The organism is Winogradskyella sp. Asnod2-B02-A, from assembly GCF_045063645.1.
Classification (GTDB): Bacteria; Bacteroidota; Bacteroidia; order Flavobacteriales; family Flavobacteriaceae; genus Winogradskyella.
In genome coordinates this window covers 1545300-1559482 of record NZ_JBEFOG010000027.1, presented here as the reverse complement: position 1 = coordinate 1559482, position 14183 = coordinate 1545300, and the positions used below count along the sequence as shown (strand labels likewise).

12 protein-coding genes are annotated in these 14183 nt (G+C 35.2%); 8 read left to right on the top strand and 4 right to left on the bottom strand.

The window, feature by feature from the left end; translation table 11 throughout:
* Positions 1-125: 125 nt before the first annotated feature.
* From ACJJVO_RS14805 to ACJJVO_RS14775, 7 genes are all read left to right on the top strand, one after another.
* A complete protein-coding gene (locus ACJJVO_RS14805; protein ID WP_405575486.1) occupies positions 126-599 on the top strand; it encodes a nucleoside deaminase in 474 nt (157 codons plus the stop codon).
* A 162-nt stretch (positions 600-761) separates the two neighbouring features.
* Complete coding sequence (locus tag ACJJVO_RS14800) at positions 762-2171, top strand: FAD binding domain-containing protein (RefSeq protein WP_405575484.1); 1410 nt, start codon at positions 762-764, stop codon at positions 2169-2171.
* A complete protein-coding gene (locus tag ACJJVO_RS14795) occupies positions 2164-4485 on the top strand; it encodes a xanthine dehydrogenase molybdopterin binding subunit (protein ID WP_405575482.1) in 2322 nt (773 codons plus the stop codon). Before ACJJVO_RS14800 ends, ACJJVO_RS14795 begins: the two co-directional genes overlap by 8 nt.
* Before the next feature lie 6 nt (positions 4486-4491).
* Entirely contained in the window at positions 4492-5838 is a 1347-nt protein-coding gene (allB, locus tag ACJJVO_RS14790) for an allantoinase AllB (protein ID WP_405575480.1), read from the top strand.
* The gene (locus tag ACJJVO_RS14785) at positions 5831-7234 is read left to right on the top strand and encodes a urate hydroxylase PuuD (RefSeq protein WP_405575478.1); all 1404 of its coding nucleotides are present in this window, start codon (positions 5831-5833) and stop codon (positions 7232-7234) included. The genes allB and ACJJVO_RS14785 overlap by 8 nt, the downstream gene beginning before the upstream one ends.
* A 5-nt stretch (positions 7235-7239) precedes the next feature.
* Positions 7240-8109: a 2-oxo-4-hydroxy-4-carboxy-5-ureidoimidazoline decarboxylase gene (gene uraD / locus ACJJVO_RS14780; protein WP_405575476.1), complete on the top strand. Its 870-nt coding sequence runs from the start codon at positions 7240-7242 to the stop codon at positions 8107-8109.
* A 43-nt stretch (positions 8110-8152) separates the two neighbouring features.
* Positions 8153-9265 (top strand): pyridoxal-phosphate-dependent aminotransferase family protein, encoded by a 1113-nt coding sequence (locus ACJJVO_RS14775; RefSeq protein ID WP_405575474.1) that lies wholly within the window; start codon positions 8153-8155, stop codon positions 9263-9265.
* An 83-nt stretch (positions 9266-9348) separates the two neighbouring features.
* Here ACJJVO_RS14775 and ACJJVO_RS14770 read toward each other — a convergent pair whose 3' ends face one another.
* The 4 genes from ACJJVO_RS14770 to xdhC all read right to left on the bottom strand — a co-directional run bounded on the left by ACJJVO_RS14770 (position 9349) and on the right by xdhC (position 13660).
* On the bottom strand, positions 9349-10569 hold the full coding sequence (locus tag ACJJVO_RS14770; RefSeq protein ID WP_405575472.1) for a M20 family metallo-hydrolase: 1221 nt from the start codon (positions 10567-10569) through the stop codon (positions 9349-9351).
* 6 nt (positions 10570-10575) lie between these two features.
* On the bottom strand, positions 10576-11337 hold the full coding sequence (allE, locus tag ACJJVO_RS14765) for a (S)-ureidoglycine aminohydrolase (RefSeq protein ID WP_405575470.1): 762 nt from the start codon (positions 11335-11337) through the stop codon (positions 10576-10578).
* A gap of 7 nt (positions 11338-11344) precedes the next feature.
* Entirely contained in the window at positions 11345-12583 is a 1239-nt protein-coding gene (locus ACJJVO_RS14760; protein ID WP_405575468.1) for a M20 family metallo-hydrolase, read from the bottom strand.
* A 291-nt stretch (positions 12584-12874) separates the two neighbouring features.
* Positions 12875-13660 (bottom strand): xanthine dehydrogenase accessory protein XdhC, encoded by a 786-nt coding sequence (xdhC, locus tag ACJJVO_RS14755; RefSeq protein ID WP_405575466.1) that lies wholly within the window; start codon positions 13658-13660, stop codon positions 12875-12877.
* A 175-nt stretch (positions 13661-13835) separates the two neighbouring features.
* Between xdhC and ACJJVO_RS14750 the strand changes: the two genes are divergently transcribed.
* On the top strand, positions 13836-14171 hold the full coding sequence (locus ACJJVO_RS14750; protein ID WP_020895861.1) for an arsenosugar biosynthesis-associated peroxidase-like protein: 336 nt from the start codon (positions 13836-13838) through the stop codon (positions 14169-14171).
* Positions 14172-14183: the final 12 nt, after the last annotated feature.

The following is a 14183-nucleotide window of genomic DNA, read 5'->3' as shown; positions in this document are numbered from 1 at the left end:
AATCTTCATTTTTTCGTCATATATCTCAAGCTTTCAGCTAAAAGCTTAATAGACTCGCATCTAATTCCTAAAATTATTATATATTTATTGATTCACATATTTTAAAAACACAGATTCACATTTAGATGACAGATAAAGAACAATTCATGAAAGAAGCGGTTAACGCTGCCCTTAAAGGAATGAATAACAATGAAGGTGGACCATTTGGTTGCGTCGTTGTTAAAGATGGAAAAATTGTAGGACGCGGCAATAACAAGGTAACCTCTACTAACGACCCAACAGCCCATGCAGAAGTTACAGCCATTAGAGATGCTTGCAAAAACTTAGATTCTTTTCAATTAGACGGTTGCGAAATTTATACGTCTTGCGAACCTTGCCCTATGTGTCTAGGTGCTATTTATTGGGCACGACCAGACAAAGTGTATTACGGAAGCAACCAAGTAGATGCTGCGAATATTGGTTTTGATGACGAATTTATTTACAAAGAAATTCCATTACCATATTCAGAACGAAGTATTCCTTTTGAACAATTAGCTAGAGAAGTGGCTTTAGAGCCTTTTCAGGAATGGACTAAGAAAGTTGATAAAACTGAGTATTAGATAACACAACTCGTCAGTTCGAGTATTTCGACTTTTAGATCGAAATGTATCGAGAACTTTAAGTATTTCATAGCTTCTCTATACTAAATTCCGAAAAGGGAATTTCACTCGAAGTGATGCTATCATTTCATTTTTAATTCATTTATCATTGAAATAATTAACATGATCACCTTCATCCTAAATAACAAAACCATTATAACGTCAGAACATTCAGGCACAACTTTACTGGATTTTGTACGTTACGAGCAACGCCTTACAGGAACCAAAATTGGTTGTCGCGAAGGTGACTGTGGAGCTTGCACACTTTTAGTTGGCACATTAACCAACGATATTATGGAATACCAAAGTATCACCTCGTGCATTTCACCATTAGGTAATGCGCATGGCAAACATATTGTAACGGTTGAAGGTACAAATCTAAAAGGCAAACTAACCAAAGCTCAAGAAGCCATGAAAGCAAATTACGCGACGCAATGCGGATTTTGCACACCAGGTTTTGTAGTGGCTTTAACAGGTTTTGCATTATCGAATTCTGAAAACAATTATAGCAACGCAATTGACGCTATAAGCGGAAACATTTGTAGATGCACAGGTTATAAAGCGATTGAAAAAGCAGTACATCAAGTGGTTGAAAAACTAGAAAACAAAGTTCAAAATGAATTAAGTTGGTTAATTAAAAACGACTTTATTCCAGAGTATTTTGAAAGCATTCCGCAACGCTTAAAAGACATCGAAGGAAAATATCTAAATCAACCCAAAGGAAAATATGTTTCTGGAGGTACCGATTTATACGTCCAAAAAGCAGATCACTTAGCAGATAATGACGTGCATCTAATTGCTGAAAAAGATTATCTAAAAGGCATTACCATTGAAAACGGAATTTGTACCATTGGAACCAACTCAACAGTTTCAGATTTATGGAATCATATAGAATTAAATAACAGCTTACCACACTTAAAAAAGTATTTAAAACTAGTATCTTCTGAGCAAATTAGAAACATGGCTTCCTTAGGCGGAAACTTAGTGAATGCCTCACCAATTGGTGATATGACCATTTTCTTTTTAGCGTTGAATAGTGAAATCACAATTACAAACGAAAATCAAAAAGAACGACCTATTTTACTTAAAAATTTCTATCAAGGGTATAAAACTTACGATTTAAAAGAAGGTGAACTTCTAAAAGACATCAACTTTAAATTACCAACAGAACAGTCATTTTTTAATTTTGAAAAAGTGTGTAAACGCACCCATTTAGATATTGCAAGTGTAAATTCTGCAATTCAGTTGTCTGTTGAAAATAATATCATTTCAGAAGCTCACGTTTCAATTGGTGGTGTTGCTGCTATTCCTAAGTATTTACATGAGACCTCAGCTTTTTTATCAGAGAAACCACTGACTACAGAAACGATATTAAACGCTTACGAGACTCTTCAAAAAGAAATCAGTCCAATAAGCGATGTTAGAGGCACAACAGATTACAAACGTTTGCTGGCAAGACAATTATTTTTTGCGCATTTTACAGAGTTATTTCCAAAGCATTTCACCTTAAACGATTTTATTCAACATGCATAAGAACAAAGAAAATAAAGTCTTAGACACCAAGTTAGATGCGGTTTCAAAATCATTAAAACAGAGCATTAAAAACTTAGATTCTCACACACATGTTAGAGGTGAATCTCTATATGTTGATGATGTTAATATTAGACAAGGTACCTTTCATGCGGTGGTTTTTGACTCACCAAAAGCACATGGAAAAATAAACAGCATCAATTATTCTAAAGCCGAAGCATTAGAAGGTGTGGAACGCATCTTCACATACAAAGATGTTCCTGGTAAAAACGAAATTGGCGGCATTATTCCAGACGAACCTTTATTTGCAGAACACGAGGTCCATTTTTGGGGCATGCCAATTGCGCTAATTGTTGCAGAATCAGAATTTATTGCCAGAAAAGCTCGAGATTTAATCGAAATAGACATTGAAGAACTGCCAGTAATAACCAGAGCAAAAGAAGCGAAAGCAAAAGGTAGTTTTATTAATGCACCACGTTCATTTAGTTTAGGCGATACAGAAAAAGCATTCCAAGATTGTGAGTACGTTTTTGAAGGCGAAACCTTTTCCAACGGACAAGAACATTTATACATTGAAGCACAAGGTGCTTACGCAGAACCTTTAGAAAATGGCAATATAAAAATCACCTCATCCACACAAGGACCAACTTCTGTACAGAAAACAATTGCACAAGTTTTAGGTATTGCAATGCACAAAATCGAAGTTGATGTCACACGACTTGGTGGTGGGTTTGGCGGAAAAGAAGACCAAGCAACTCCTTGGGCTGTGATGGCTGCTTTGGCGACGTATCATTTAAACCAATCGGTAAAATTGATACTGAATCGTCATGATGACTTACGCATGACAGGTAAACGCCATCCTTACGAAAGCACTTATAAAATTGGTTTATCTAAGGACTTAAAAATCCTAGCCTACCAAACCGAATTTTTACAAAATTCTGGAGCAGCAGCAGATTTATCGCCAGCCATTGCAGAGCGTACCTTATTTCATGCCACCAACAGTTATTATGTACCAAATGTAACAACCAAAGTATTGAGTTGTAAAACCAACTTACCACCAAATACAGCCTTTAGAGGTTTTGGTGGACCACAAGGTATGTTTGTTATTGAGTCTGCGATTGCAAAAGCTGCTTCTGAGATTGGAGTTTCTGCCAGACAAATTCAAGAAGCCAATTTGTTAGATGAAAATGACACGTTTTCCTATGGACAAATAGCAAAAAAAGTAGAAGCTAAAAACACATGGCATTCTGCTAAAAACATATTTAATAGTGACGCTTTAGAACGAGAGGTTTCAGACTTCAACAAAAACAATACAGCGTTTAAAAAAGGGGTATCGTTTATGCCCATTACTTTTGGTATTTCGTTTACTAATACACCTATGAATCACGCACGTGCTTTGGTTCATATTTATTTAGATGGAAGTATTGGCATTAGTACTGCTGCTGTAGAAATGGGACAAGGAGTAAACACAAAAATGATGCAAATTGCAGCTGATGTTTTCTCGGTTTCTATAGAACATATTAAGATTGAAACTACCAACACCACAAGAGTTGCCAACACCTCACCTTCTGCTGCGAGTTCTACAGCTGATTTAAATGGAAAAGCAACTTTAATGGCTTGTAATTCATTATTAGAACGCTTAAAAATTGTCGCAGCAGAAGACTTAAATGTTTCAGAAAACAACATCATTTTAAAAGAGGAATATGTTTTTGTAAATGATAATAAAACAGAATTATCTTGGACAGATCTCATTAGTAGTGCCATGCTAAAACGTGTGGCTTTAACTGAAAATGCACATTACGCCACACCAGAAATTCACTTTGATAAAACTAAAGAAAAAGGACATCCTTTTGCCTATCATGTTTACGGAACAGCCATCACAACAACTACAATAGATTGTACGCGTGGCACGTACGAATTTGACTCTGTAAAAATCGTTCATGATTATGGCAAAAGCATGAGTGAAGGTATAGATTTAGGTCAGGTTGAAGGTGCATTAATTCAAGGTATGGGTTGGATGACCATGGAAGAAATTGCTTATAATGATGAAGGTAAATTACTCTCGAACGCGCTTTCCACTTACAAAATACCAGATATATTTTCTGTACCAAAAAGCGTGGAAGTGATTCCTGTGGAAACCAAAGGACATGAATTAGCCATTTTAAAATCTAAAGCCGTTGGCGAACCGCCTTTAATGTATGGCATTGGCGCTTATTTTGCACTTCAAAATGCCATTAAAGCTTTTAATCCCAACTATGATTTAAAGTTTCACGCTCCAATGACACCAGAAAAAGTCTTAATGAGTTTATACAGTTAAAAAGCCATGGAAGAATGTCTTATATATAGTAAGCGATGCTTTTTAGATGATGTATTTAAAGAAGCTACAATTCATGTAAAACATGGGAAAATTCATCGTATAAACGCAGGATATCATCAAGTTGAAAACATTCCGTTTTTAGACTATCAGAACCTTATCGTAATGCCTGGTATTATTGATGCGCACGTGCATATTAATGAACCTGGTCGCGAAGATTGGGAAGGTTTTGATACAGCTACAAAAGCGGCAGCTATTGGAGGTGTGACTACGCTAATTGAAATGCCATTAAATGCAAGTCCAGTTACTACAAACATCAAATCATTTAAATTAAAACAAGACGCTTCTAAAGGTAAGCTTCATGTGAATTGCGGATTTTATGGTGGTGTTATTCCAACAAATAAAAACGATATTGAAGACTTAATAAAAGCGGGTGTTTTTGGAATTAAAGGTTTTCTATCCCATTCGGGAATTGATGAATTTCCTAATGTTTCAGAACTAGATTTGGAAGCTATTGCGTCTATTCTAAAACCATATGATATCCCTTTATTGCTTCATTGTGAATTAACTGACGATGATGTTCCTGAAGTGACAAATCCTAAAAGTTATCAAGAGTATTTAGAATCAAGACCTCAACATTGGGAAACTAATGCTATTGATTTAGCTTTAGAGCTTCAAAAAGCCTTTGATATTAAAGTGCATATTGTTCATCTTTCGGCTTCAGAAGGTATTGAGCGCATTAAACTGCGTAAAAAAGAAACGAATAGACTGACTGTAGAAACCTGTCCGCATTATTTATATTTTAATGCAGAAACCATTCCGGATGAGTCACCCATTTTCAAATGTGCTCCACCCATTAGAGAAAAAGCTAATAATGACCAACTTTGGGACTTTTTATTAGACGATGGTTTTAACTTTTTAGCCTCAGACCACTCACCTGCTCCACCTGAACGTAAACAATTAGAAAGTGGAGATTTCTTTAAAGCTTGGGGAGGCATATCAGGATTGCAGTTTACACTTCCTATATTATTTTCAGAAGGTAAGAAGAGAGGATTACCAACAGAAAAACTCATTTCATTGCTAACAAAGCAACCAGCAGAATTTTTAGGAATTAATGATAAAAAAGGGGCTTTAATCGCAGGCTTTGATGCTGATATTACAGTTTGGGATGACACTTTAGAAATTCCTATTTTAGAAGGCACCATACAACACAAGCATAAAGCAACACCATATATGAATGAAAAGCTGACTGGAAAAGTAATGCATACATTTGTGAATGGTGTTCAAGTAGTTGAAGACTCAAATTTAAAGACGCTTCAACAAGGACAATTACTACTTAAGAAGATATATGATTAAAATATTAATATTATTAACTTGGCTTACTATTTTTATAATTATAGTTGCTGGGACTTACAAAATTCAGAATCTCATCAGCGATTTTAAAGCTAAAGGCAAGGATGAAAAAGCAGAAGACTTACAAACATCTCAAAATTGGTTTTACGCTTTAATTGTTATCGCTTCTATATGTGGTATTGGTGTTTTATATCTTTTTTTGAAAGGCACTATTTACGAAAGTCATTTTTTTGAATGGCTAAATTTAACGGTTCGCTTAATTCACATCACTTTCGGAATTGCTTGGATAGGAGCTTCATTCTATTTTGTATTTTTAGAGAATGCCTTAAACAGAACTGAAAATGTAAGAGATGAATTAGCAGGGAACCTTTGGGCCGTTCATGGTGGTGGATTTTACTATGTAGAAAAATACAAATTAGCACCAAAAAAAATCCCGAAGCATCTACATTGGTTTAAATATGAAGCTTATTTTACCTGGCTTTCTGGGTTTTGTCTGCTTTCAATAGTCTATTATTTTAATGCAAGCTCTTACTTAATAGATCCTGAAGTTTTAGATATTTTACCGTCTACAGCTATCGCCATTAGCGTAGCTTCATTAATAATTGGTTGGATTTTATATGACCAAATTTGCAAACGTTTAAGCAATAATAAAGTCGTTTTTACCATGGCAATAACGGTTTTGGTATTTTTATTTGCTTGGTTTTATGCTCAAGTTTTTAGTGGGAGAGCCGCTTATATTCACTTTGGTGCTTTTCTAGGAACTTTAATGGCTGCCAATGTATTTTTCATTATTATTCCTGGGCAAAAACGGATGGTCGCTGCTGCAAAGAAAGGCTTGCTTCCAGATCCTGCAGATGGAAAAGCAGCTGGATTACGATCGTACACTAATAATTATTTTACACTTCCTGTGTTGTTTGTGATGATTAGCAATCATTTTCCGAGTACGTTTGGAAATACCTACCAATGGATTGTTCTTATTGGTATTACTTTAGGTACAGCAGGAGTAAAACACTATCTCAATTTACGCGAAAAAGGACAGCTTTCTATTTGGGTAATGCCAATTTCTGTATTACTTTTATTTGGGATGGCATTTATGACAGCACCTACACCTCCAAAATATGAAAACTGCCAAGAAATGGTTTCGTTTATAGACGTTCAAACCATTATTAATAATAGATGTACAGTTTGCCATTCTTCAAATCCAACAGATGCGATATGGAAAGTTGCACCAAATGGCGTGAAATATGATACGGCTGAACAGATTTATAATTTAAAAGATAAAATTTTTCAACGCGTCGTAGTAAGTAAAAACATGCCTTTTAATAATAATCAAACAGGAATGACCCAAGAAGAACGCGATATGATTAATTGTTGGATCAATCAAGGAGCACCAAAATAAAGCATATGATAACAATAAACCAACTTAATTCACTTTCTAATGAGGAAGCATTTTCTAAATTAGAGCAATGCTGTGTTTCCAAAACTTGGGTGAAAGGTATGCTTGCGAGTAGACCTTTTGCGACGGAAAGTGAATTGATCACAAAAGCCGCATCAATATGGTATAACGATTGTGTTTTAGACGATTTTAAAGAAGCCTTTACTGGCCATCCGAAAATTGGAAATATAGAAAGTTTAAAAGCCAAATTCGCTCATACCGCAAATTGGGCAGGAAACGAACAAGCTAAAGTTGCAGAAGCCAATATAGATACTATTGTAGCTTTAGCCAAAGCCAATGATGCATACGAAGTTAAATTCGGTTATATTTTTATAGTGAGCGCTAGTGGAAAATCGGCTGAGGAAATGTTAGCGATTATCAATTGTAGGTTGAATCATGACGAAGCCGATGAAATTTATGTTGCTATGAATGAGCAGCATAAAATTACTGTCATTCGATTAGTAAAACTCATTGAAAATCTTGCTGAAAACGCAGATTTAAGTAGTCATTTAACCACGCATGCTTTAGATACATCGTTAGGAATTCCTGCAAAACATATGCTGATAACACTAAAAGGTTTACGTAACAATCAATGGAAACCAATGAGTGTTGGCATTACGAATAACGATGGTCGGATTTCAGATGTGTTACCTCCTGGTCAACTTTTAACACCTGGACATTACACGATGCTCTTTGACACAGCAAACTATTTTAAAAACAGTAATCAAAAAGGATTTTATCCTGAAGTTTCAATTCAATTTGAAGTGACAGATACAAACCATTATCACGTACCATTATTAATTAACCCTTATGGTTATTCAACATATAAAGGAAGTTAATTAATCACACTAAATAAAAACATTAATTTAAAAATACAATATTATGGCATATACATTTAATCCACCAAAGCGTTATTTAATGGGTCCTGGACCATCCGATGCACATCCTAGAGTTCTAAAAGCTATGGCATCTCCTTTAATTGGTCATTTAGACCCACATTTTGTAACCATGATGGATCAAGTTAAGGATATGGTTCAAAAAACCTTTTTAACGCAAAACAATCTAACATTTGTAGTTTCAGCTCCTGGAAGTGCAGGTATGGAAACCTGTTTAGCCAATTTGTTAGAACCAGGTGACGAATGTATTATTTGCATCAATGGTGTGTTTGGTGGACGTATGGCAGAAATCGCAGAACGTTGTGGTGCTACAGTTCACAAAGTAATGACTCCTTGGGGAAAAGTCACTTCTGAGCAACAAATAAAAGACGCTTTAAAAGACTGCCCGAAACCAAAATTGGTAGCTTTAGTGCATGCTGAAACCTCTACAGGAGCGCTACAGCCTTTAGAAGAGATTAGTAAACTTGTGCATGATGTTGATTCACTTTTAGTCGTTGATGCTGTAACCTCTTATTGTGGTGTGCCCTTAAAAGTTGATGAATGGGGAATTGATGCTATTTACACAGGCTCACAAAAAAACTTGAGTGCGCCTCCTGGATTATCTCCTGTAAGTTTTTCTCCAAGAGCAGTTGAAGTTCTTGAAAATAGAAAGACCAAAGTTCAAAGTTGGTTTTTAGACTTAAATCTCGTTAAAAATTATTGGGTTGGAGCTAAAAGAGCGTATCATCATACAGCTCCTGTTTCTGCCGTTTTTGCATTACATGAAGCGTTAAATTTAGTCATGGAAGAAGGCTTAGAAAACCGATGGAAAAGACATTATGAGGTGCACGATTATTTACAACAAGAATTAGAGGCACTTGGCTTTAAATATTTAGTAGATAAAGCACATCGTTTACCTAACTTAAATTCTGTTTATTTACCAGAAAGCGTAACAGATGAAGCTGCTTTGAGAACCAAATTATTAAACGACTTTAATATTGAAGTTGGTGGTGGACTAGGTGATTTTGCAGGTAAAATTTGGCGTATTGGAATTATGGGTGAAAGTTGTACGCATAACCATGTAAATATGCTAATTGGTGCTTTGAAAGAAATACTTTAGTAACATATTTTGTCATAATGAGCGCAATTAAAATGAATTCTAAATTTTTAATTGCGCTCAAACTGACATTTTGGATTGTTTTTTTAACTAGCAACTTCCTTTAAAGTTAAAGCTAAAGTTTGTACTCCTTTATCTATTTCTTCAGGTGAACTGTATTCATCTGGACGATGACTTACTCCATCCTTACTAGGAATAAAAATCATGGTTGTTGGAAACATTTGTGCCATAAACAGAGAATCATGATAAGCATGACTCGTCATCACTTTCGTTGAATACCCTAAACCTTTGGCTGCTTTTTCCGCTGTATGAACTAAGTTCTCATCACAAGTGGCAGGTGGATCGCAGTTCAGTAATTCTATTGAATATTTAATATGTCGCTTCTCGCAAATTTCGGCGATTTCATGTTTTAAATCTGCTAGAGCTTTGTCTCTGGTTTCAATATTTGTATCCCGTAAATCTATTTCTAAATACGCTTCTTTGGGAATACTATTGACTGCACGTGGAAGAATATCAAAAATTCCAGTCGTGGCCACAGTATCTTCACTTTTAGAATCTTTTGCAATGCGTTCAACAGCCATCATAATTTCAGCTCCTGCGACACCAGCATCTTTTCTAATCGGCATTAACACAGCTCCGGCATGACCACCTTCGCCTATCAATTTCACAATCAATGTACTTGGCGCTGCAATCTTATCTACAATACCAATATCTAAGTTATCTTTTTCTAAACGCGGCCCTTGTTCAATATGTAATTCTATAAAGGCGTGGTAGTAATCTTCAAACAGTTTCACATCATTTAAATCTCCATTAAATCCAGCTGCTTCTCTGATATCATTAAAAAAACCACCTTCTTTATCTTTAAGCTTTAGGGCTTGTTCGGGTGTTAACTGCCCAGACATCATTCTGCTTCCCAAACAACCAATGGCAAAACGTGTTGGTTCTTCTGCCGTAAACAACACCAATTCTATAGAGCGTTTTGGTTTATAATCTAAACTTTTTAAATACCTAATGGCTTCCAAACCACCAAAAACACCAACGGTTCCATCATATTGTCCAGATAATGGAATAGCATCGATATGAGAACCAGTTCCGACAGCTGCTAATTCTGGTGCTGTGCCTTCCCAACGTGCATATGTATTTCCTATGGCATCCACTCTAACTTTTAAGCCAATCTCTTCACACAAGCCTATAAAATAATCACGCGCGTCTAAATCTTCTTGCGTATATAAAACTCTGGTCACCGATGGAAATTCGCTTGATGAAAAGCGTGCTAAAGTATCGAGTTCTTGGTGTATTCTGTTCATAGTTATTTATATTGTTGTTGGAAATCGGTTCACATTTTTATAATAAATATAGACGGCAGGTTCTGTACCTAAAGCACCAAACCATTGTGGACAATAGGGTGCCATCCAAATGCTATCTCCTTTTTTAATAGGATACCATTTATCTGCTAATCGGTAAATCCCTTGACCTTCTAAATAAATTAAGCCATGCTCCATAATATGAGTTTCTACAAATGGAAGATTGGCTCCAGGATTATAGGTAAAAATATTAACAGCCATATCCCAAGACAAATTATCTTGTTCTGGCAATAAATTTTGCATCAACAAATTAGGATCATCACAATAGATGTTTTGTTCAATTTTTGAATCGGAATTAATTATAATTTCCGGAACAGGAAAGCCTTCCAACGGTTCATAAACTTTATGAAAAGTTAATAGTTTCGTGCCTTCTTCAGCCTTAGAAAACAGATAATCTTTTCCTATTGGTACATAAACATAAGATCCTTTTTTGAGATTTTCGTTTTGATTTTCAACCGTTACGTCGCATGAACCTTCTAAAACATAAAAGAAAATTTGTGAGTCTTTAGTGCTGCCTTTCAATTGTCCTGAGGCCTCCATGGTTATTAAAAGCTGACAAAAATTGGCTCCCATAGCTTCGTTAATTACCACATTAACTTCGCAATTATCCCAACCAGGAACTTTACTATTTACAAATCCATCGCCTGTTATCACGGCATGATCAGATTCTACAACTGACCTTGATAAGGCTGTTAGTTTTATTTTACTCATAACTATTTTAATTAAATTCTTTAATTAGTTCGTCTAAAAATTGATCTGAAACTTTTAGAGCGACTTCTATATCTTCTGGGCTCGCATATTCTTCTGGATTATGGCTAATTCCATCTGTACAACGCACAAATAACATAGAAACTGGTGCTACTTTGGATATCATAACCGCATCATGACCTGCTCCACTTGTGATTTCTATGGATTTATCAATGCCCACTTTTTTAATACTTTTTCTAAGCACGTCTTTTAAATGACTATCGCAAATCACAGCCGGATTCATTTGCATGACTTTCCAACTCAGTTTGATATTTCTTTTTTTAGAAATCTCTATAGCTTTATGTTGAAGTTGGTCTTGTATTTCGATTAAAAAGTCGGAATCCGCACTTCTGATATCCAGACTATGACACACAAAAGCAGGAATGACATTAGATGTATTAGACAACATATTCATTTTCCCGACAGTGCCTACCAATTTATCTTGATGCTTTTGCCCAGTTTTTTCTACTTCTAAAATAAATTCTGAAGCAGCACAAAGTGCGTCATCTCTTAAATACATTGGTGAGGTGCCAGCGTGTGCACTTATACCTTCCCAAGTGACTTCTACTCTAATTTGGCTCGCAATATTACTAACTAAGCAAATTGGTAAATTTTCTTTACAAAGCACAGGCCCTTGTTCTATATGAATTTCATAATAACCTAACCAGTCTCCTTCAGGAATTTTATCATTAGAAATGGCTTCTACATTTCCGTAATATGTTTCTATGGCTTCAGATAACGTCACGTTGCAATCATCTGTTCTTAGCAACCAATCCGTATCAAAATTACCAGCCAAAACACTACTTCCTAGATAAGCCGTATTAAATCGTGAACCTTCTTCATCCGAAAAACAAACAATATTTAAATGAAAAGGTAATTCTGTGTTGTTTTCTTTTAAACGTTGTGCAAGTTCAATTCCGAGTATAATCCCTAAAGGACCATCAAAATTTCCAGCGTTATAAACCGTGTCGTAATGCGAACCTATTACAAAGTGTTTTGCATTTTGTTGGTTGCTTTTTAACACACCTCTTACATTGCCTAAACTATCACAAAACACCTGCAAACCTGCTGCTTCCATCCAAGACATTAATAGGTTCTTGGCTTCATTATGTGCAGGTGTTCCAAAAAAGCGAGATAAACACTTATCGTCATCGCTGATTAAGGACAATTGCTCTAATCGTTTTGTAATTCGTTCTGTTCTAATATTCATTTAGGTCTGAGAGATTCAATTTATAAAAATACTGTTATTCAAAATAGATACAAACTAAAATGGTCATTTCTTGAATGTATTGATTTAATAGTTCAACTGTGAATTAATTCGTGAAAGCGAGCCGCATCATAGTGTAACTAATGTGATGGTTTGGTGCGAAATTAGAATGTTTTATTTACAGAATCCTGCAAGGTTTTATTCTAACCTTGTAGGTATATATCGACTTTTTACACCTACAAGGTTTCGAAAGCCTTGCAGGAAATCAACTGAGCAAATATTATTACAGACCTGCTAGCTCTTTTCTGCATTAGTTTTATAATGCACTTGCAACAACTGCGCAACGACACTAATAGCAATCTCTTTTGGTGAATTGCCACCAATATCCAAACCAATTGGGCAAACCACATTACTCATACCTTCTTCAATATTCAGCTCATTGATCAGCATATTATTAAAACGAACTTTTTTTGTTTTACTCCCAATTAAACCTATGAATTTAGCTTCGTTTTGTAAAGCCATGGCTATAATATCAAAGTCGATGGCATGATTATGAGTTAATACCAACACATAACAATTAGGTCCCCATTTTACAACATCTTTAAAAGTTTTAAAGTCGGTTTCAGAGATTTGATGCGTCTTAATATATTTATCTAAATTCAGGTTAGACAACCAATTATCACGTGAATCTATTAGGTTCACTTCAAAGGGTGTGTCTATTAATAACTTTGCAATTTCTACTCCAATATGGCCTGCTCCAAATAAAAATAACTCTGGCGATTGATTCATGGGTTCTATTATAAATTCTACTTTTCCTCCGCAACATTGTTCAAATTCTGGACCTAAAGTATAAGTTGATTCAATAATTCTATTTTCTTTCAATGCAACGACTGCTTCGTCTATAGCATTAAATTCTAATTTTCCACCACCTATGGTTCCATGTATTTTCTTATCAATTGTTACCATCAATCGAGAACCAACAACACATGGTGTAGAACCTAAACATTTTGTAACCGTCACTAAAGCAACAGGTATTTGCTTTTGTTTAAATTCAGAAAGTAATTCAATCCAGTTTTGCATTTCTAATAAAAAAGAGAATTTAAAAGTAAGGTTTTTTTGATATAAATAGTATTCTCTTTTAAAACTAGAGTCAAACCTTTTATTATAAATCAAACTTTTAAAATTTTCTGTAATCTTTAGGATTTAACTTCGACATAAGATTGTATATTGATTTTTTTAATCAAAATACAACTATATGTCAAAACCATATTACGACGCTGCGGATTTACGCAAATTTGGAAAAATCACGGAATGGAGTGAAGAATTAGGAACAAAATTCTTCGATTATTACGGAAAAGTTTTTGAAGAAGGCGCTTTAACTGCTCGTGAAAAATCACTCATAGCTTTAGCTGTAGCGCATACAGAACAATGTCCATATTGTATTGATGCCTATACAAAAGACACATTACAACGTGGCATTACTAAAGAGCAAATGATGGAAGCCATACATGTTGGTGCAGCCATAAAAAGCGGCGCCACTTTAGTACATGGTGTACAAATGATGAATAAAGTCAACAAATTAGACGGTTAAGATAAAAACCTC

What these genes read in the sequence shown, in the direction of transcription:
- ACJJVO_RS14805 (WP_405575486.1), top strand. Translation starts at nt 126, where the DNA reads ATGACAGATAAAGAACAATTCATGAAAGAAGCGGTTAACGCTGCCCTT.
- ACJJVO_RS14800 (WP_405575484.1), top strand. Translation starts at nt 762, where the DNA reads ATGATCACCTTCATCCTAAATAACAAAACCATTATAACGTCAGAACAT.
- ACJJVO_RS14795 (WP_405575482.1), top strand. Translation starts at nt 2,164, where the DNA reads ATGCATAAGAACAAAGAAAATAAAGTCTTAGACACCAAGTTAGATGCG.
- allB (WP_405575480.1), top strand. Translation starts at nt 4,492, where the DNA reads ATGGAAGAATGTCTTATATATAGTAAGCGATGCTTTTTAGATGATGTA.
- ACJJVO_RS14785 (WP_405575478.1), top strand. Translation starts at nt 5,831, where the DNA reads ATGATTAAAATATTAATATTATTAACTTGGCTTACTATTTTTATAATT.
- uraD (WP_405575476.1), top strand. Translation starts at nt 7,240, where the DNA reads ATGATAACAATAAACCAACTTAATTCACTTTCTAATGAGGAAGCATTT.
- ACJJVO_RS14775 (WP_405575474.1), top strand. Translation starts at nt 8,153, where the DNA reads ATGGCATATACATTTAATCCACCAAAGCGTTATTTAATGGGTCCTGGA.
- ACJJVO_RS14770 (WP_405575472.1), bottom strand. Translation starts at nt 10,569, where the DNA reads ATGAACAGAATACACCAAGAACTCGATACTTTAGCACGCTTTTCATCA.
- allE (WP_405575470.1), bottom strand. Translation starts at nt 11,337, where the DNA reads ATGAGTAAAATAAAACTAACAGCCTTATCAAGGTCAGTTGTAGAATCT.
- ACJJVO_RS14760 (WP_405575468.1), bottom strand. Translation starts at nt 12,583, where the DNA reads ATGAATATTAGAACAGAACGAATTACAAAACGATTAGAGCAATTGTCC.
- xdhC (WP_405575466.1), bottom strand. Translation starts at nt 13,660, where the DNA reads ATGCAAAACTGGATTGAATTACTTTCTGAATTTAAACAAAAGCAAATA.
- ACJJVO_RS14750 (WP_020895861.1), top strand. Translation starts at nt 13,836, where the DNA reads ATGTCAAAACCATATTACGACGCTGCGGATTTACGCAAATTTGGAAAA.